Raw genomic sequence first — 20,615 nt, 5'->3', positions numbered from 1 at the left:
CATGGAGGGGTCGGCTCTCATCCAGAAAGGATTTCTGCCATGACAACCCCCTCGTTGGTTTCTCTCTCCTGCGTTCCCTCTCCTGTAGTGGCGCAAGCTGTCGACAATGTACTCATTCTGAAAAAACCTGATGATTCGGCTGGTGTCACGGTCGAGGTGGCGCGTTGGCCGTTCATGGTGGTCAATCAAAAGGCGACGTTGCATGTCTGCGGTCAACAAGCCGACGGCTCGCCAGTGATGCTGCGAGTGGCCGACGCCGAGCCCGTCACGCAACAAGAGTTCCAGGAGGGCTGGCGTCGGAATATTGCCTGGGCGTATTTGCAAAACCTCAAAGACCACAGCCATCTCTCGTTTGTTTTTCAGGCCGAGCTGGATGGAGGCAACTGTGCTTGCCCGGCACTGTTCCCGCCATTGTGTCTTGAGGTTCGGGCGCCTTTCGATGACACAACGACCTTCTCGGCAACAGACGGCACCAATAACTGGAATGGCTGGATGAGGGGGGAGGCTGCGACTGATCCACGGGATCTCACCATCACCAACGATGGGGGAATCTACGTATTATTCGACAATACCTACACCAACAACTCTGCCGGGACAGTGTTGAAAAAGACCTTTCAGAAGCTGGAGGTGGGGCGGTCCTATGAGTTCGGGTTGACCGTGCGCAGATGGAATGACAAATATTCAGTTCCGGTGCTGTCACTCAACAGCGGATCGCAAATCATCGCCCCCGCGACGGAAATCTCATCAATGGCCTGGGCACCGCTCAAAGGCACTTTTACCGCGAGCGCGTCGCAGATGGAATTGCAGATCGTTAACCATGTCGCCACCGGAAACGGGAATGACTATGCCTTCCGCGAAATCTGGGTCAGGTCGATCTAGCGCCTGCACAACGTCAATGGCCTGGAACTGATCCAGGCTATGCATGCCACCGCGAACGCTGATTAAGGTTCGCGGTGTTTTTCGTTAAATTTCCATGCCTGGCTCACGTCCCCTCAGTTAACTGTCGACGATTACCGTGAGCCCCACCCATGTCCAATCTGAATGACCTGACCACCCTGGCCTTGCCGTCAGGTAACTGTCTTGTGGCCGATGAAACCGCCAGCCGTCTGAGCCTCAGCCTGCAAGGGCAGCCGTTGATCGAACTGCGGCTGACCCGCGAGCCGGAGTTGCATCTGCGGCTGGAGGAGCGTTTCGGCCGTCCTGACGGTCAGGCATTCTGGGCGGCCTGTTATTGGCTGTTTGCCCGTGACGCGGCGTGTCAGCGTTTGACCTGGCACCTCGATGATGTACCCACCGAAGCCTTGCTCAGCGGGTTGCTGATCGCAACCGAAGTCACCGGCCAGTATCGCTGCGAACGCACGCTGTTCTGGCAGCTGCCCCAGCCTTGGCTGGGGGAGTCGCGCACTGGCAGCTATCCGCAGCAAATGGTCATCAGTGGCGGCAAGCGCCATCCATTGCGTGCGGTCAAACCCCGTGGTGAGGTGTATCGACGCTTCGATGCGCGGCTCGGTGCGTGGGTCTCCCTGCGCACGGTAGAAATCGAGCATGACCTGGCGCGTTTCAGCCGCTGGCAGAACAGCCCGCGGGTGGCGAATTTCTGGCAGGAGGAGGGCGGTCTCGAGAAGCATCGCGAATACCTGAGCAAGCTCGAAGCCGACCCGCACACCTTGACGCTGATCGGTTGCTTCGATGATCAGCCGTTTGCCTATTTCGAAGCCTATTGGGCCAAGGAAGATCGCATTGCGCCGTTCTATGACGCTGGCGATTACGACCGTGGCATCCACATGCTGGTGGGCGAAGAACATCACCGCGGCCCGCATAAGGTGGCGAGTTGGCTATCGGCGCTGGTGCACTACCTGTTTCTCGATGATCCACGCACCCAACGGGTGGTCGCCGAGCCTCGCGCCGACAACGCGAAGATGATCGGGCATATGCACAATCAGTGTTTCCACTGCGAAAAAGAGTTCGACTTCCCGCACAAGCGTGCGGCGCTGATGATGTTGGGGCGTGAGCGGTTTTTTGATCGGTGTTCGTTGGCTTGATGCGTAAGGCTCAATACTTGCTTTGGTCTTGAGTCAGCCATCGCGAGCAGGCTCGCTCCCACATTGAGTCTCCTGTGAACACACCATTTGTGAACACCACAGATCAAATGTGGGAGCGAGCCTGCTCGCGATGGGGGCGCCGCGATTCAAAATCTTAACGGCGCGCAAAGGTATCCGCACGATTGCCCGACACCTTGCGGCAATGCACCAGCGCGTCACGAATCATGAAGTTCACCAGGGTTGGCGAGACGCCGAGTTCCTTGGCGATGTCTTTTTGCGGTACGCCGTGCAGGCGGTACATCTCGAAGGCGTAACGGGTACGGCTGGGCAGCTCCGTCAGCGCATCGGCAATGTTTTCCAGGGTCGAGAAATTCATGTGCGAGGTTTCCGGCGAAGCGCCCTGAATCACCACATTCAGACCTTCCTCTTCCGGGCCCGAATACTTCTGCTCCAGCGCCTGCTTGCGGTAATGATCGATCGCCAGGTTGCGTACGATCTGGAACAGATAGCTGAGCTGCGCCTTGATTGACGATGTGATCTGCGGCGCCGATTGCAGCCGGAAGAACGCATCCTGCACCACGTCTTCGGCGCGTGATCGGCAACCGGTGATGCGGGCGGCAATCTTGACCAGAATCAGTCGGTTGTCGACGAAGGCCTGAAGTAGCGGTGAATCGCACCTGCTTGTGGATACTTGTTCCGTCATTGGAAATCACCTTGCTGCAAATAGGGTCGTGGGACGACAGGGGGATCGGCGTCGTCCTACACATCGAGCGACAAATTATGTTGAATGATAATGATTGTCAATTGAGAAAGAGAATTAATGCTCCACAAAAAAGCAGAGTGAGAACTGCGACACGCTGACTCACCTACTGACCGCAAGCCTGCTGGCGCTCAAGCCTGGCGACTAATTATTTCAAGACCTCATCCGTTCTCATTGGTGAATGGTTCCGGGCGCAAGCCCCGGCCAAAACAGCATTCCCAATCCTTGCGCGGTCGGTGAAGACCGCGTCCTGCATGCCCATGAACGGGCGTGACGTACGAAAACCGATTCCACTTGCAAGCCGAATTCAGGCAGGAAACCTCATGACCGACGCGTTCGAACTCCCTAGCACACTGGTCCAAGCCCTTCAGCGCCGCGCGGCCCTGACGCCGGACCGGGTGGCCTTGCGTTTTCTCGCCGAAACCCAGGATCAGGCTGTGGTGCTCAGTTATCGTGAGCTCGATCAGCGGGCGCGAACCATTGCCGGTGCGTTGCAGGCCGAGACGTCGTTTGGCGATCGCGCGGTATTGCTGTTCCCCAGCGGCCCGGATTACGTCGCGGCGTTTTTTGGCTGCCTGTACGCCGGTGTAATTGCGGTGCCAGCCTATCCGCCGGAATCGACCCGTCGTCATCACCAGGAACGTCTGCTGTCGATCATTAGCGATGCCGAACCACGCTTGCTATTGACCAGCGCTGACCTGCGCGACGCGTTGCTGCAAATCAACGAGGCGCCGCCGCTGCTGTGTGTCGACACCCTCGACAGTGCCCTGGCCGAACGCTGGCTCGCGCCGGACTTGCAAGGCGATCACATCGCCTTCCTGCAATACACCTCCGGCTCCACGGCGTTGCCTAAAGGTGTGCAAGTCAGTCACGGCAACCTGGTGGCCAACGAGCTGCTGATTCGCCACGGATTCGGCATCGATCTGAACCCCGACGACGTGATCGTCAGTTGGTTGCCGCTGTACCACGACATGGGCTTGATCGGCGGCCTGTTGCAGCCGATTTTCAGCGGCGTGCCGTGCGTGTTGATGTCGCCGGCCTACTTCCTCGGTCGGCCATTGCGCTGGCTGGAAGCGATCAGCGAATACGGCGGCACCATCAGCGGCGGGCCGGACTTCGCCTACCGACTGTGCAGCGAACGGGTCAGCGAATCGGCGCTGGAACGCCTCGACCTGAGTGGCTGGCGCGTCGCGTATTCCGGTTCTGAGCCGATTCGCCTCGACACCCTGGAACGCTTCGCCGAGAAGTTCGCGGCCTGTGGCTTTACCTCGGACAACTTCATGGCCTCTTACGGCTTGGCGGAAGCCACGCTGTTCGTTGCCGGCAGCCCGCGCGGCCAGGGCATCCCGGCATTGCGTGTGGATGATCAGGCCTTGGCGCAGAACCGTGCCGAGCCGGGCGATGGCAGTCCGATCATGAGTTGCGGCATCAGCCAGCCGGATCACGCGGTGCTGATTGTCGATTCCGTATCGCTCGAAGAACTCGCCGACAACGCGATCGGTGAAGTCTGGGCCACCGGGCCGAGCATCGCCCATGGCTACTGGCGCAACCCTGAAGCCACGGCCAAGACGTTCGTCCAGCACGCCAACCGCACCTGGCTGCGCACCGGCGACCTGGGCTTTTTGCGTGACGGGGAACTGTTCATCACCGGGCGCCTGAAAGACATGCTGATCGTTCGCGGTCACAACCTTTATCCGCAGGACATCGAGCAGACCATCGAGCGTGAAGTGGAGGTGGTGCGCAAAGGTCGCGTGGCCGCGTTCGCGATCAACATCGAGGGGCAGGAAGGCATCGGCATCGCCGCGGAAATCAGCCGCAGCGTGCAGAAAATCCTGCCGCCCGAGGCGCTGATCAAAGCCATCCGTCAAGCGGTGGCCGAGGCGTATCAGCAAGCGCCGAGCGTGGTGGTATTGCTCAATCCGGGGGCGCTGCCGAAGACGTCCAGCGGCAAGCTGCAACGCTCCGCCTGCCGCAATCGCCTGGCCGATGGCAGCCTCGACAGCTATGCGCTGTTCCCGTCGGCAGACATCGCAAGCACGTCTGAAACTGAATCGGGCTCTGAGCTGCAAACGTTGATCGGCCAGATCTGGTGTGAGCAATTGCAGGTCAAGCAGGTCAATGCCGACGATCACTTCTTCCTGCTCGGCGGCAACTCCATCGCCGCCACTCAAGTGGTCGCGCGCCTGCGTGAAGAGTTGGGGCTGGAGCTGAATCTGCGGCTGTTGTTCGAAGCGCCAACCCTCGGCGCATTCGCTGCCGCGGTCGCCCGGCAACAACAGGATGGCGGCCAGGCTCAAGGCGCGATCACCACGCTGTCGCGCAGTGACGCCATGTCGCAATCCCTGGCACAAAACCGTCTGTGGATCACCTGGCAACTCGATCCGCAGAGCAGCGCCTACAACATTCCCGGTGCCTTGCGCCTGCGCGGCGAACTGGACGAAGACGCCTTGCGCGCCAGTTTCCAGCAACTGATCGAACGTCACGAATCCCTGCGCACACGGTTTTTCGAGCGTGACGGTGTAGCCCTGCAACAGGTCATTACTGCCGGCGAATTCAACCTGCAAGTGATCGACATCAGCGACCTGCCAGCCGCCGAGCGTGAAGCCCGCGCGCAGCAAATTCGCGAGAACGAAGCCCGCACCCAGTTCGATCTGGAAAAAGGCCCGCTGCTGTGGGTGACCCTGGTGCGCCTCGGCGATGAAGACCATCAACTGCTGGTGACGATGCACCACATCATCGCCGACGGCTGGTCGATGAACGTGCTGATCGACGAATTCTCGCGCCTGTACGCGGCTACCTCTCAAGGCCAAACCGTCAGCCTTCCAGCGTTGCCGACGCAATACGCCGACTATGGCAGTTGGCAGCGCCAGTGGTTGGCGCAAGGGGAGGGCGAGCGTCAACTCGCTTACTGGAAAGAGCAGTTGGGCGTTGATCATCCGACCCTGAGCCTGGCCACCGATCATCCGCGCTCGGCGCAACACACTCACAGCGCCGCCCGTCACACCCGGCGTTTGGATGCGAGCCTGAGCGATGCCATTCGCCAGACCGCCCAGGCCCATGAGTCGACGCCGTTCATGCTGTTGCTCGCGGCATTCCAGAGCCTGCTGCATCGCTACAGCGGTCAACGCGACATTCGTATCGGCGTGCCGAATGCCAACCGTCCGCGCCTGGAAACCCAAGGGCTGATTGGCTTCTTCATCAACACCCAGGTGTTGCGCGCCGAGGTGGATTCGCGACTGCCGTTCGTTGAGTTGCTGGCGCAAACCCGTCAAGCCGCATTGGGTGCGCAAGCGCATCAGGATTTGCCGTTCGAACAACTGCTCGAAGCCTTCCCGCAGGCCCGCGAGCAGGGGCTGTTCCAGGTCATGTTCAACCACCAGCAACGGGATCTCAGTGCACTGCGTCGCTTGCCGGGACTGCTCGCCGAAGAGCTGCCGTGGCACAGTCGCGAAGCCAAGTTCGATCTGCAATTGCACAGCGAAGAAGACCGTAACGGTCGCTTGAGCCTGTCGTTCGACTACGCCAGCGAGCTGTTCGACGCGACGACCATCGAGCGTCTGGCCGAGCATTTCAGCAACCTGCTGCGAGCCATCTGCGAACAACCGACGACCACCATCGGCGACCTGCAACTGCTGACTCCGAGCGAGCACGATCAGCAATCCGCCTGGAGCGCCGCCCCCTGCACACCGGCCAGTCAATGGCTGCCTGAGTTGCTCAACGAGCAAGCGCGCCAGACCCCGGAGCGCACCGCGCTGCTGTGGGATGGTGGCAGCCTGGATTTTGCCGAACTGCACACCCAGGCCAACCGCCTGGCGCATTACCTGCGCGACAAAGGCGTCGGCCCGGACGTGTGCGTGGCCATCGCCGCCGAGCGTTCGCCGCAGCTGCTGATCGGCTTGCTGGCGATCATCAAGGCCGGTGGCGCTTATGTGCCGCTGGACCCGGACTACCCGGCCGACCGACTTGCCTACATGCTCAGCGACAGTGGCGTTGAGTTGCTGCTGACCCAAACCGGGTTGCTCGACCGACTGCCGGCCACCGATGGCGTCAGCGTGATTGCCATGGACGCCCTGCATCTGGAGAACTGGCCAAGTCATGCGCCCGGTCTGCACCTGCACGGCGACAACCTGGCCTATGTGATTTACACCTCGGGTTCCACCGGCCAGCCGAAGGGCGTTGGCAACACTCATGCGGCCCTCGCTGAACGGCTGCAATGGATGCAAGCCTCCTACCGTCTGAACGAAACCGATGTGCTGATGCAAAAAGCGCCAATCAGCTTCGACGTGTCGGTGTGGGAGTGCTTCTGGCCGCTGATCACCGGGTGCCGCCTGCTGATCGCCGGCCCCGGTGAACACCGTGATCCGCATCGCATCGCGCAGCTTGTTCAGCAGTACGGCGTGACCACGCTGCACTTCGTGCCACCGCTGCTTTCGTTGTTCATCGACGAACCGCTCAGCGCCGAATGCACCAGCCTGCGCCGACTGTTCTCCGGCGGCGAAGCCTTGCCCGCCGAACTGCGCAATCGCGTGCTGGAACACTTGCCGGCAGTGCAACTGCACAACCGCTACGGCCCGACCGAAACGGCGATCAACGTCACCCACTGGCATTGCACAACCGCCGATGGCGAGCGCTCGCCGATTGGCCGGCCATTGGGCAACGTGCTGTGCCGAGTACTCGACAGCGACCTCAACTCGGTACCGGTCGGTGTGCCGGGTGAACTGTGCATCAGCGGTATCGGTTTGGCCCGTGGCTATCTGGGTCGCCCAGGTCTGACTGCGGAACGCTTTGTGGTCGATCCGCAGGGCGAGCAGGGCGCACGTCTGTACCGCACCGGTGACCGTGCGCGCTGGACAGCCGACGGTGTGATCGAATACCTCGGCCGTCTCGACCAGCAAGTCAAACTGCGTGGTTTTCGTGTCGAACCGGAAGAAATCGAAGCGCGTCTATTGGCGCAGTCCGGTGTCGCCCAAGCGGTGGTGCTGGTGCGCGAAACGGCGGCCGGCGGGCAGTTGATCGGTTACTACACCGCCACTGAAACCAGCGAAACTCTCGATGCTCAAACCACCCGCCTGAAAGCCGCACTCGCCGCCGAGCTGCCGGAATACATGGTCCCGGCGCAACTCATGCGTCTGGATGAAATGCCCCTGAGCCCAAGCGGCAAACTCGACCGTCGCGCCTTGCCGGAACCTCAATGGCAAGTCCGTGAGCACGTCGAACCAGCCACTGCCCTTGAGCAACAAATCGCCGGCATCTGGCGTGAAGTGCTGGGCCAAACACAGATCGGCTTGCGCGATGACTTCTTCGCCCTCGGCGGCCATTCGCTGTTGGCCACCCAAATCATCTCCCGCGCCCGCCAGGCCTGCGATGTCGAGTTACCGCTGCGCACACTGTTCGAGAACAGCGAACTGGGCGCTTTTGCCGAGCAGGTTCGCTTGATCCAGGCCAGCGGTAAAACCAACAAACAGCCACCGATCGAGAAGGTCGATCGCAGCCAACCGGTGCCACTGTCCTATTCTCAGCAACGCATGTGGTTCCTCTGGCAGATGGAACCGGACAGCCCGGCGTACAACGTCGGTGGCATGGCGCGGTTGCGCGGCGTGCTGGATGTCGGGCGTTTCGAAGCGGCGCTGCAAGCGCTGATCATCCGTCACGAAACCCTGCGTACGACGTTCCCGAGCATCGACGGCGTGGCCTGGCAACAGGTTCAGCCAGACACCGGCCTGCGCATGGACTGGAAGGATTTTTCCGCGCTGGCGGTCGACACCCGTGAACAACGGGTACAGCAACTGGCCGATGACGAAGCCCATAAGCCTTTCGATCTGGAAACCGGACCACTGCTGCGTGCTTGCCTGGTCAAGACCACCGAGCAGGAGCATTACTTCGTCCTGACCCTGCATCACATCGTCACCGAAGGCTGGGCGATGGACATTTTTGCCCGGGAACTGAGCGCGCTCTACGAAGCGTTCGTCGATGATCGCGAATCACCGCTGCAACCGCTACCGGTGCAGTACCTGGATTACAGCGTCTGGCAGCGCCAGTGGCTGGAGTCCGGCGAACGTCAGCGCCAGCTCGATTACTGGACCACGCAACTGGGCCGTGAACATCCGCTGCTGGAACTGCCGGCCGATCGTCCGCGTCCGCCGGTACAAAGCCATCAGGGCGAACTGTTCCGCTTTGACCTAAGCGATGATCTCGCGGCGCGGGTCCGTGCCTTCAACGCACACAACGGTCTGACCCTGTTCATGACCATGACTGCCGCGCTGGCGGTGCTGCTTTACCGCTACAGTGGCCAGACCGATCTGCGCATCGGTGCGCCGGTGGCCAACCGCATTCGCCCGGAAAGCGAAGGGCTGATCGGCGCGTTCCTCAACACGCAAGTGCTGCGTTGCCAGCTCGACGGGCAGATGTCTGTCGGCGAGTTGTTCGAGCAGGTTCGCCACACCGTGATCGAAGGCCAGTCCCATCAGGACCTGCCGTTCGATCATTTGGTGGAAGCCTTGCAGCCGCCCCGCAGTGCTGCGTACAACCCGCTGTTCCAGGTGATGTGCAACGTGCAGCGCTGGGAATTCCAGCAGAGTCGCACCCTGGCCGGGATGACCGTCGAGTACCTGGCCAACGATGCGCGAGCGACCAAGTTCGACCTCAACCTGGAAGTCACCGACCTCGACCATCGCCTCGGTTGCTGCCTGACCTACAGCACCGATTTGTTCGACGAGCCGCGCATTGCGCGCATGGCCGGGCACTGGCGCAACCTGCTGGAAGCGTTGCTGAGCGACCCACAACAACGCCTCAGCGAACTGCCGTTGCTGGAAGCCACTGAACAGCAAAACCTGCTCGACAGCCTCGGCATTGAGCCGGGCGAGCATCGCCTCGATCAATGCATCCATCACCTGTTCAGCGAACAGGCGCTGGTGCGCAAGGACGCACCGGCCCTGACGTTCGCCGGGCAAACATTGAGCTACGCCGAGCTCGACAGCCGCGCCAATCGTCTGGCCTGGATGCTGCGCGAGCGCGGTGTCGGGCCACAGGTTCGGGTTGGCCTGGCATTGGAGCGTTCGCTGGAGATGGTCGTCGGCCTGCTGGCGATCCTCAAGGCGGGCGGCGCCTATGTGCCGTTGGACCCGGAGTACCCGCTGGATCGCTTGCACTACATGATCGAAGACAGCGGCATCGGTTTGCTGCTCAGCGATGCGGCGATGTTCGCGGCCCTCGGTGAATTGCCGGCCAGGGTCGGCCGCTGGTGCCTGGAAGAAGATGCCGCTGCACTGGCCAATTACCCGGCCACTGAGCTGCCGTTTATCAGCCTGCCGCAACATCAGGCGTACCTGATTTACACCTCGGGCTCCACCGGAAAACCGAAAGGCGTGGTGGTGTCTCACGGTGAAATCGCCATGCATTGCCGTGCGGTGATCGAGCGCTTCGGCATGCGTCCTGACGACTGCGAACTGCACTTCTACTCGATCAACTTCGATGCCGCGACCGAACGTCTGCTGGTGCCGCTGTTGAGCGGTGCGCAGGTGGTCCTGCGTGCGCAAGGCCAGTGGGATGCGCAAGAAATCTGCGGCCTGATTCGTCGCCACAACATCAATATTCTTGGTTTCACCCCAAGCTACGGCAGCCAGTTGGCGCAATGGCTGGCGACTCAGGGCGAAACCCTGCCAGTGCGCATGTGCATCACCGGCGGCGAGGCGTTGACCGGCGAACACTTGCAACGGATTCGCGCGGCGTTCAAACCGAGCCTGTTTTTCAACGCTTATGGCCCGACCGAAACCGTGGTCATGCCGCTCGCCAGCCTCGCGCCGGAGCAGCTGGAAGAAGGGCTGGGCAGCGTGCCGATCGGCAGCGTGATTGGCGCTCGGGTGGCGTACATACTCGACGCCGATCTGGCGTTGGTGCCACAAGGCGCGACGGGCGAATTGTATGTCGGTGGTGCCGGTCTGGCCCAGGGTTATCACCAGCGTCCGGGCATGACTGCCGAACGGTTTGTCGCTGATCCTTTTGCAGCGAACGGCGGGCGTTTGTACCGCACCGGCGACCTTGTCCGTCAGCGCGCCGATGGTCTGGTCGAGTACCTCGGCCGGATCGACCATCAAGTGAAGATCCGTGGTTTCCGCATTGAACTGGGCGAGATCGAAACCCGTCTGCTGGAACATGAGTCGATCCGTGAAGCAGTCGTTCTGGCCCTCGATGCACCGAGCGGCAAGCAATTGGTCGGCTACCTGGTCACCCACGTCGCCGAACAGGATGAAGCGCAACAAACTGCATTGCGCGAAGCATTGAAGGCGCACCTCAAAAATCAGTTGCCGGATTACATGGTGCCGACGCACTTGATCCTGCTGGCCAGCATGCCGCTGACCGCCAACGGCAAACTCGATCGTCGCGCACTGCCGGCCCCGGACCCGGAGTTGAATCGTCAGCAGTACGTGGCGCCGAGCAACGAACTTGAACTGACTCTGGCTGGCATCTGGTGCGAAGTGCTGAACGTCCAGCAGGTCGGCCTCAACGATAACTTCTTCGAACTGGGCGGCGATTCGATTCTGTCGATCCAGGTGGTCAGCCGTGCACGGCAGCAGGGCATCCACTTCAGCCCGCGTGACCTGTTCCAGCACCAGACCGTGCAGACGCTGGCCGCCGTCGCAACCCGCACCGAGCAGGTCACCGCCGAGCAAGGCCTGCTGAGCGGTGAATCGCGTTTGACGCCGATTCAGCACTGGTTCTTCGACACTGAAATCCCCCAGCGTCAACAATGGAACCAGGCGTTGCTGCTGGAGCCGACCGTGGTGCTCGAACCTCATCGCCTGGAGCAAGCGCTGCTGGCGGTGATCGAACAGCACGACGCCTTGCGGTTACGTTTCACCGACGTTGACGGCCATTGGCAGGCCGAGCACCAGGCGGTCTCCGACGCTGCAGTGCTGTGGCAAGTGAAAGTGCCGGCCATAGACAAATGCGTGGCGCTGTTCGCCGATGCCCAGCGCAGTCTCGACCTTGAGCAAGGGCCGCTGATGCGGGCGCTGCTGGTCGATGATCCTGAGGGACAACAACGGCTGTTCATTGCCATTCACCACCTGGTGGTGGACGGGGTGTCGTGGCGAGTGCTGCTGGACGACCTGCAAACGGTTTACCGGCAGCTCGAGTCCCGACAGTCAGTAAAACTGCCGTCGAAAACCAGTGCCTTCAGGGACTGGGCCGCACGCTTGCAGGCTTACGCCGGCAGCGAATCCCTGCGTGAAGAATTAAGCTGGTGGCAGACGCAACTGGCCGGTCCAAGCGTTGAATTACCGTGTGATCGGCCTCAGGGCGGTCAACAGAATCGTCACGCGCAAACCGTCAACGTGCGCCTCGACAGCGATCGCACCCGCCAACTGCTGCAACAGGCGCCGACGGCCTATCGCACTCAGGTCAATGACCTGCTGCTGACTGCATTGGCCCGTGTGTTGTGTCGCTGGAGCGGTCACGAATCGGCGTTGATTCAACTCGAAGGCCACGGTCGCGAAACCCTGTTCGACGAGATCGACCTGACCCGCACAGTTGGCTGGTTCACCAGTGCTTACCCGCTGCGTTTGACGCCTGTGGCAGAGCAGGGTGCCTCGATCAAGGCGATCAAGGAGCAACTGCGCGCCGTGCCTCACAAGGGTTTGGGTTATGGCGTGCTGCGTTACCTGGCCGATGGCCTGTGCCGTCAGACCATGGCCGCGCTGCCGGTGGCGCCGATCACCTTCAACTACCTGGGTCAGTTCGACCAGAGCTTCGGCAGTGATGCGCTGTTCCGGCCGCTCGATGAGCCGGTCGGCGCGGCCCATGATCCACACGCGCCGCTGCCCAACGAGCTGAGCGTCGACAGTCAGGTGTATGGCGGTGAGTTGGTGCTGCGCTGGACCTTCAGCGCCGAACGCCACGACCGGCAAACCATCACCGAACTGGCAGAGGCGTATCTGGGCGAATTGCAAAGCCTGATCCAGCATTGCCTGAGCGACCACGCGGGCGGCCTGACGCCGTCGGACTTCCCGCTGGCCAGACTGACTCAGCCGCAACTCGACGCACTGCCAGTCCCGGCGGCGATGATCGAAGACGTCTACCCGCTGACCCCGATGCAGGAAGGCATGCTGCTGCACACCTTGCTGGAACCGGGCACCGGCCTCTACTACATGCAGGATCGCTACCGCATCAACAGCGAGCTCGACCCCGAGCGTTTCGCCCAGGCCTGGCAAGCGGTGATCGCCCGTCACGAAGCCTTGCGCGCCTCGTTCTGCTGGAACGTCGGCGAAGACATGCTGCAAGTGATCCACAAACCGGGCAGCACGCCAATCGAGTACCTCGACTGGACTGACGTCGCGCAAACCGAGCAAGAGCCGAAGTTGCAGGCGCTGCTGAAAGGCGAGCGTGAGGCCGGGTTCGATTTGCTCAACCAGGCACCGTTCCACTTGCGCTTGATCCGCGTGGGCGCGGCGCGCTACTGGTTCATGATGAGCAACCACCACATCCTCATCGATGCCTGGTGCCGCTCGCTGCTGATGAACGATTTCTTCGAGATCTACACCGCCCTCGGCGAAGGCCGCGAAGCGCAGCTGGCCGTGCCGCCGCGTTATCGCGATTACATCGGCTGGCTGCAACGCCAGAGCCTGGCCGAAGCGCGACAGTGGTGGCAGCAGAACCTGCGAGGTTTCGAGCGCACCACGCCGATTCCGAGCGACCGGCCGTTCCTGCGTGAACATGCCGGCGACAGCGGCGGCATGATCGTCGGCGACCGCTACACACGGCTCGATGCCCGCGATGGTGCGCAGTTGCGCGAACTGGCTCAGGCCCATCAGCTGACCATCAACACCTTCGCCCAGGCGGCATGGGCGCTGGTGCTGCGTCGCTTGAGCGGTGATCGCGACGTGCTGTTCGGTGTCACGGTCGCTGGGCGTCCGGTTGAGATGCCGGAGATGCAACGCACGGTCGGGCTGTTCATCAACAGCATCGCCCTGCGAGTGAAAATGCCTGACGACGATCAGCGTTGCAGCGTTCGCCAGTGGCTCAGTAGTTTGCTCGACAGCAACATGCAACTGCGTGAGTACGAATACCTGCCGCTGGTGAACATCCAGGAAAACAGCGAACTGCCTAAAGGTCAGCCGTTGTTCGACAGCCTGTTCGTGTTTGAAAACGCCCCGGTGGAAGTCTCGGTACTGGACCGTGCGCAAAGCCTCAACGCGACCTCGGATTCGGGCCGCACCCACACCAACTTCCCGTTGACGGCGGTGTGTTATCCGGGCGATGACCTGGGCTTGCACCTGTCCTACGACCAGCGTTATTTCGATGAATCCACGGTCGAGCGCATGCTCGGCGAATTCAAGCGCCTGCTGTTGGCACTGGTCGAAGGCTTCCATGGCGACATGGCCGACCTGCCGCTGCTGGGCACCGAGGAACAGGACTTCCTGATTCATGGCTGCAACCAGAGCGAACACGAGTACCCGCTGGGGCAGAGCTATGTCTCATTGTTCGAAGCGCAGGTTGCCGAGCATCCGCAGCGAGTTGCCGCCAGTTGTCTTGATCAGCAACACAGCTACGTTGAGCTGAACCAGCGCAGCAACCGCCTCGGCCATGCGCTGATTGCGGCCGGCGTCGGCCTGGATCAACCGGTGGCGCTGCTCGCCGAACGTAACCTTGATCTGTTGGGCATGATCATCGGCAGCTTCAAGGCCGGTGCCGGTTACCTGCCGCTGGACCCGGGCCTGCCGAGTCAGCGCCTGAGCCGGATCATTGACCTGAGCCGCACGCCGTTGCTGGTCTGCACCCAGGCGTGTCGTGAACAAGCCATCGCGCTGCTGGAAGAGTTCGGTTGTGCCAACCGACCTCGATTGCTGGTTTGGGAAGACGTGCAGGCGAGCGATGTTTCGGTGGCCAATCCGGGTATTTACAGCGGCCCGGACAACCTTGCCTACGTGATTTACACCTCGGGCTCCACCGGTCTGCCGAAGGGGGTGATGGTCGAGCAGCGCGGCATGCTCAATAACCAGTTGAGCAAGGTGCCGTACCTGAAATTGAGCGAGGCTGATGTGATCGCTCAGACCGCTTCGCAAAGCTTCGATATTTCGGTCTGGCAGTTCCTCGCGGCGCCGTTGTTCGGTGCTCGAGTGGACATCGTACCGAACAGCATCGCCCACGATCCGCAGGGGTTGCTGGCCCATGTTCAGAGCCAGGGCATCACCGTGCTGGAAAGCGTGCCGTCGCTGATTCAGGGCATGCTCGCCCAGGACCGCATGAGCCTCGATGGCCTGCGCTGGATGCTGCCGACGGGTGAAGCGATGCCACCGGAGCTGGCGCATCAATGGTTATTGCGTTACCCGCAGATTGGTTTGGTGAACGCCTATGGCCCGGCGGAATGCTCGGACGACGTAGCGTTCTTCCGCGTCGACCTGGCCTCGACGCGCGGCAGTTATCTGCCGATTGGTACGCCGACGGATAACAACCGTTTGTACCTGCTCGATGGTGCGCTGGAACTGGTGCCGTTGGGGGCGGTGGGCGAGTTGTGCGTGGCCGGCATTGGCGTGGGACGTGGCTATGTGAGCGATCCGTTGCGTACCGCTCAGGTGTTTGTGCCGAACCCGTTCGGCGCACCGGGGGATCGCCTGTATCGCACCGGCGACCTGGCCCGACGTCGCAGTGACGGCGTGCTGGAATACGTGGGGCGTATCGACCATCAGGTGAAGATCCGCGGTTACCGCATCGAACTGGGTGAAATCGAAGCCCGTCTGCACGAGCAGCCGGAAGTTCGCGACGCGGCGGTGGGTGTGCAGGAAGGCGTCAACGGCAAGCATTTGGTCGGCTATCTGGTTGCCGCGGAGTCGGCGCTGAATCCGAACGAACGACTGGAGCGCATCAAGCAACGCCTGCGCGCCGAATTGCCGGAATACATGGTGCCGCTGCACTGGTTGTGGCTCGACAAGCTGCCGCTCAACGCCAACGGCAAACTCGATCGCAAGGCCTTGCCGGCGCTGGAAATCGGCCAGTTGCAGAGCCAGGACTATCAGGCGCCGCGCAATGAACTGGAACAGACCCTGGCCGATATTTGGGCCGAGGTGTTGAAGGTCGAGAAGGTCGGCGTGCGTGACAACTTCTTCGAGCTCGGCGGGCATTCGCTGCTGGCCACGCAAATCGCCTCGCGGGTGCAAAAAGCCCTGCAACGCAATGTGCCGTTGCGGGCGATGTTCGAGTGCAGCACGGTGGCGGAGTTGGCCGAGTACATCAACGGGTTGGCGGCGAGCGACATTACCGAAGATAAGGTGGATCGGCTCAATGACCTGATGGCGGAGCTGGAGGGCCTGTAATTCTTTAGCGTCGGTGAGGGCCTCTTCGCGGGCAAGCCTCGCTCCTACAGGTCCGCGTAATACCGTAGGAGCGAGGCTTGCCCGCGAAGGCGTCATCACAGACACCACAAAGCTGCGGGTTGACTGCCGGTCCCACGCGGCTCAGTCTTCCTGTGCTTTTTCAATGGATATTATTTCACCAGGGAGACAGTCGATGCCCTTCGCAACGGTTGATGGACAGGCGCTTCACTACATAGATCAAGGCAAAGGCCCTGCGGTACTGCTGGCCGGCAGTTACCTGTGGGACCAAGCCATGTGGGCGCCGCAGATTGCGGCGCTGTCGCAGCACTATCGGGTCATCGCCCTGGACCTGTGGGACCATGGCAAATCCGGGCGGATGCCCGAATGCACAAAGTCGCTGGATGACGTAGCACGCCAGGCCCTGGCATTGCTCGATCATCTGGATATCCATAAGGTCACGCTGGTCGGTCTTTCGGTCGGTGCCATGTGGGGCGTTCGACTGGCGCTGTCAGCACCGCAGCGGCTCAATGGTCTGGTGCTGATGGACACCTACGTCGGCGTCGAGCCGGAACCGACTCGCCAATACTATTTCTCGCTGTTCCAGCAGATCGAAGACAGCGGTGTGATCTCGCCGCAACTGCTCGACATTATTGTGCCGATCTTCTTCCGTCCGGGCATCGATCCGCAGTCGGCGCTGTATCAGGGTTTCCGCGCCAAACTGGCTGCGCTGCCGGCCGACCGCTTGCGTGAAAGCATCGTGCCGATGGGGCGGATTACCTTTGGTCGTGATGATCTGTTGCCGCGCCTGGATGAACTGAACCCTGAAACCACGCTGTTGATGTGTGGCGATCAGGACAAACCGCGACCACCGTCGGAAACCAGAGAAATGGCCGAGTTGATCGGTTGCCCGTATGTGCTGGTGCCGGAGGCGGGGCATATCTCCAATCTGGAGAATCCGCAGTTTGTTACAGAGGCACTGCTGAAGTTTTTGGCTGAGAGAATTTAGTCGATCAAGCGGACGTCTTCGCGGGCAAGCCTCGCTCCTACAGCGATCGAGTCGTTCGCAATAATCGCGAATTACACAAATCCTGTAGGAGCGAGGCTTGCCCGCGAAGAGGCCAGCGGGGATTACTTAGGCCCTAGAATCTGCATCAATTTATCCGGCGACGGCGCGCCTTGCTGCTGTTGCAGCTGGCCGTTGTCATCCATGTAGAAAATTGCCGGGGTGGCAGCCAGTTCCAGGTCTTCCATCAACTGCATGTTCGCCGCGAGTTTCGCCTGAATGGCCGGCGGCACATCTTTCAGTGCCTTGAGCGAACTGTCTTTGCCGGCTTTCTCATGGTCTGCCAACGCTTTTTGCGGATCCTTGGCGGCCAGCAGCGCGGCGGATTTACCCGGGCTGTCTTCGCGAATGATGCCGACCATGATGTGCCGTAATTGCACCTTGCCAGCCTTGACCCACGGCCGCGCCTGTTCCCAGAACATGTTGCAGTACGGGCAATTCGGGTCACTGAACAGATAGACGATTCGCGGTGCATCCTTGTTGCCGTCACCGATCCAGTTGCTCGCTTCCATCTTGCCCCAGACTTCCTTGGCCATCGGCGCGTAGACCAGTTTCTGCAACGGCGCGCTGCTCAGGTCATTGCCTTCGGCGTCGTACAAATTGCCCAGCAGTACATGTTTGCCGTCTGGGGTCAGGTACAGCGCCATGCCGCGGTTCTGGTACTGCGCTGCATAACCGCGCAGGCCGTCGGGTGCGTCGAAGGTGCCAACAATTTTGGCGCCTTTGGCTTCGATCTTCTTGATCGCTGCAGGCAACTCTTCAGCCTGTACCGACGGCAAGTGCAGCAGGGCGGCACCCAGGGTCAACGTCAGCAGGTGGCGGAGGCGGAGCATGGTAATTTCCTTGAAGGCGTGGCCGAGGTGGCCGGGTTCGGGGTGTCGAAGTTTTCCAGGGCGCGGGCCAGGCTGGCTTCAGAGAGTTCGCCCAGATGGCTGCCCAACAGGTAGCCGTCAGGGCTATAGAACAGCGTAGTCGGCAATGCCATGGAACCCACGGCCTGACTCAATCGACCGCTGCCATCGAACAGCACGTTGGTCAGGCTCAGGCCCTGGGTTTCGAGGAAGGTGGCGACGCTCTGCATGCTTTCGGCCTGGTTGACGAACAGGAAGGTCAGGTCCGGACGCTGTTGCTGGGCGTTTTCCAGTACCGGCATTTCCCGGCGGCATGGCGGGCACCAGGTGGCCCAAAGGTTGATCACCAGCGGACCGCCCTGGTAGTCGCTGAGCTGTATGGTTTGGCCAGCGGCATTGCGCAGGGTGATCTGCGGCAGGCGTGTGCCTTGTTCATAAATGTTCAGGGAGAACGTCGCCAGCAGCCAGAACGCCAGGCCGCTGACCACGCCAAAGCCCAACGGCCGGCGCATGCCCGGGCGACGCCAGCCTCGATACAACGCAGCAAGCAACAACACGACCACCCCCGGCCAGGCGAGGAAACCACCGTCGCGCAGGTCGATGATCTGCCACGGATCGTTGCGATACTGCGCCCAGTAGGCAATCACGAAACCGACCCGGGCCGCCAGCATGCCCAGCAGGAACAGGCTGAACAGCACCGACTCCGGGTTCTCGCCGCCACGCTTGGCCACCCGCCAGCCGACAAAGGTCGCCAGCGCCAGGGCACTGATCAGCAGCAGGTGATTAAGCGCGATGGCAAAGGTGCCGAGGGTAAAGGTCAGCATTAACGAGCGTCTCGGGTGGTGGTCCAGCGTTGCAGGAAGGTGCCGGCATCGACCTCACCGGTGATGCGCTGGCTGCGGCGCTCTTCGCCGTCGGGGCCGATCCACAAGAAGCTTGGCGGCCCCGGCACTTTATAGCGGCCGAGCAATTTGCGGCTGGCGGCATTGTCGGCGGTGACGTCCAGCCGTAGCAAGCGCACATCGCTGAGCGCTTGCAGTACCTGCGGTTTGCCGAAGACCTGTTTTTCCATGACTTTGCACGACACACACCAGTCGGCGTAGTAGTCCAGCAGCACCCATTGGCCCTGGGCCTTGGCCGCATCGAGTTCGCGTTGCAGGACGGCGGGTTCCTTGATCGTCGTGAATGCATCATGAGCACTCGGCGCGGCGGCGTCGGTACGGCCGGCGCTGTACACCTGCAACGGCTGATATGGATCGTCACTGCCTCCCGCCGCACCGACCACCAGCAAGCTGCCCCACAGCCCCAACAGCAGCGAACTGGCGCCGAATAGATGGGCGACGCGGCCAAAGCCTTGTGACTGCTTCCAGGCGCTGTAGGCGGCGATCAACAACAACGCGCCGCACAATCCGAGCCACAGCGATTCATCCAGCACCGGACGCAGCATCAGCAGCGCAGTAGCGAGGAACAGGAAGCCGAACACACCTTTGAGCAGGTTCATCCAGGCGCCAGGTTTGGGCAGGAAACGATTGCCGACGGTCACCAGCAACAACAGCGGCACACCGATGCCGATGCCCATGGCGAACAGAATCAGCCCGCCATGCAGCGCATTGCCGCTTTGGGCGATATAGAGCAGGGCGCCGGCCAATGGGGCGGTCATGCACGGTCCCACCAGCAGGCCGGACAAAGCCCCGAGCACACCGGCACCGATCAGGCTGCCACCGCGCTGATTGCGCGAAACATGTTCCAGTCGATCACGTACCGCCACCGGCAACTGCAGCTCGAAGAAACCGAACATCGGCAAGGCCAGCAGCACGAACACCGCCGCAAAGCTGCCGAGCAACCAAGGGTTTTGCAGCAGTGCCTGAAGGTTCGCCCCGAGCAGCGCCGCCAGAACGCCCATCGCCGCATACACCAGCGCCATGCTGATCACGTAGCTGCCGGCCAGCGCAAAACCGCGCTTGGGTGTGGCACCACTGCCGACGATCAACCCCGCCAGAATCGGCAGCATCGGCAACGAGCAAGGCGTGAACGCCAGCAGCAGCCCCAGGCCGAAGAACACCAATAGGCTCCAGCCCAGCGCCCGTTGTTGCAGGCCGCTGGCCAGGGCCTGGTCGGGCGCCTCTTCATTAAACGCGGTAAGGACATTGCTGGCGCCAAGATCGACGACTTGAGTCTGTGGCGGATAACACAAACCGGCATCGGCGCAGCCCTGGAAGCCCACTTTGATCTGACCGGTGGCACCGGCCGGGATCCTCAGCTCCAGACCCTGGCGATAGACCTGCTGTTCGCCGAAGAACTCGTCGCTGTGGGACTCGCCCTCCGGTAGCACCGGCATCTGCTTCGGGGCCAGACCGTCGAATTTCAGGCGTTTCTGATACAGGTAATAATTGTCGGCAATTTGCCAATAGAGCTGGGTTTCCCCGGATTCAAGGCGCTCGGAGGTGAAGATGAACGCTTTTTCCACCGGGAGAAAATCGGGTTTGGTCTCGAACGGATTCGTTCCTGCCTGGGCCATACCCGAGATCAAGAGAACAAAGAATAAAAACAGTCGACGCATGGGTAAGCCTTATCCCTGTGCAAGTGAGGTGC

The 20,615-nt window shown here is 61.3% G+C and carries 8 protein-coding genes; 4 read left to right on the top strand and 4 right to left on the bottom strand.

Going from position 1 to position 20,615, the window contains the following annotated elements:
* Positions 1-39 precede the first annotated feature (39 nt).
* Positions 40-879, top strand: a complete 840-nt coding sequence (locus AB7M22_RS17970; protein ID WP_454187310.1) for a sugar-binding protein — start codon at positions 40-42, stop codon at positions 877-879.
* A gap of 149 nt (positions 880-1,028) precedes the next feature.
* Entirely contained in the window at positions 1,029-2,042 is a 1,014-nt protein-coding gene (locus tag AB7M22_RS17965; protein WP_454187309.1) for a GNAT family N-acetyltransferase, read from the top strand.
* Between the two features lie 154 nt (positions 2,043-2,196).
* Here the strand turns inward: AB7M22_RS17965 and AB7M22_RS17960 are convergent, their stop codons facing one another.
* A complete protein-coding gene (locus AB7M22_RS17960; protein ID WP_007894994.1) occupies positions 2,197-2,745 on the bottom strand; it encodes an RNA polymerase factor sigma-70 in 549 nt (182 codons plus the stop codon).
* Positions 2,746-3,125: 380 nt separating this feature from the next.
* On the opposite strand from AB7M22_RS17960, the gene AB7M22_RS17955 reads away from it, so the two are divergent.
* Both AB7M22_RS17955 and AB7M22_RS17950 read left to right on the top strand, forming a co-directional pair.
* On the top strand, positions 3,126-16,109 hold the full coding sequence (locus AB7M22_RS17955; RefSeq protein WP_454187308.1) for a non-ribosomal peptide synthetase: 12,984 nt from the start codon (positions 3,126-3,128) through the stop codon (positions 16,107-16,109).
* A 193-nt stretch (positions 16,110-16,302) separates the two neighbouring features.
* Positions 16,303-17,115 carry an alpha/beta fold hydrolase gene (locus AB7M22_RS17950; RefSeq protein WP_454187307.1) on the top strand — a complete coding sequence of 271 codons (813 nt, stop codon included), beginning with the start codon at positions 16,303-16,305 and terminating at the stop codon, positions 17,113-17,115.
* A gap of 122 nt (positions 17,116-17,237) precedes the next feature.
* On the opposite strand, the gene dsbG is transcribed toward AB7M22_RS17950, so the two are convergent.
* From dsbG to dsbD, 3 genes are read right to left on the bottom strand one after another with little or no spacing between them, the layout of a single operon-like run.
* Complete coding sequence (dsbG, locus tag AB7M22_RS17945; protein WP_454187306.1) at positions 17,238-18,005, bottom strand: thiol:disulfide interchange protein DsbG; 768 nt, start codon at positions 18,003-18,005, stop codon at positions 17,238-17,240.
* On the bottom strand, positions 17,981-18,847 hold the full coding sequence (locus tag AB7M22_RS17940) for a prolipoprotein diacylglyceryl transferase family protein (RefSeq protein WP_454187305.1): 867 nt from the start codon (positions 18,845-18,847) through the stop codon (positions 17,981-17,983). The genes dsbG and AB7M22_RS17940 overlap by 25 nt, the downstream gene beginning before the upstream one ends.
* Complete coding sequence (gene dsbD / locus AB7M22_RS17935; RefSeq protein WP_454187304.1) at positions 18,847-20,583, bottom strand: protein-disulfide reductase DsbD; 1,737 nt, start codon at positions 20,581-20,583, stop codon at positions 18,847-18,849. Before dsbD ends, AB7M22_RS17940 begins: the two co-directional genes overlap by 1 nt.
* Positions 20,584-20,615: the final 32 nt, after the last annotated feature.

Source organism: Pseudomonas sp. ADAK2 TE3594 (assembly GCF_053628675.1).
The sequence above is the reverse complement of the archived record's forward strand: the minus strand, read 5'-3'. Positions and strand labels throughout refer to the sequence as shown.

Coding starts and splice junctions, on each gene's coding strand:
- AB7M22_RS17940 (WP_454187305.1), bottom strand. CDS start 18,847: ATGCTGACCTTTACCCTCGGCACCTTTGCCATCGCGCTTAATCACCTG.
- AB7M22_RS17965 (WP_454187309.1), top strand. CDS start 1,029: ATGTCCAATCTGAATGACCTGACCACCCTGGCCTTGCCGTCAGGTAAC.
- dsbG (WP_454187306.1), bottom strand. CDS start 18,005: ATGCTCCGCCTCCGCCACCTGCTGACGTTGACCCTGGGTGCCGCCCTG.
- AB7M22_RS17970 (WP_454187310.1), top strand. CDS start 40: ATGACAACCCCCTCGTTGGTTTCTCTCTCCTGCGTTCCCTCTCCTGTA.
- AB7M22_RS17960 (WP_007894994.1), bottom strand. CDS start 2,745: ATGACGGAACAAGTATCCACAAGCAGGTGCGATTCACCGCTACTTCAG.
- AB7M22_RS17950 (WP_454187307.1), top strand. CDS start 16,303: ATGCCCTTCGCAACGGTTGATGGACAGGCGCTTCACTACATAGATCAA.
- dsbD (WP_454187304.1), bottom strand. CDS start 20,583: ATGCGTCGACTGTTTTTATTCTTTGTTCTCTTGATCTCGGGTATGGCC.
- AB7M22_RS17955 (WP_454187308.1), top strand. CDS start 3,126: ATGACCGACGCGTTCGAACTCCCTAGCACACTGGTCCAAGCCCTTCAG.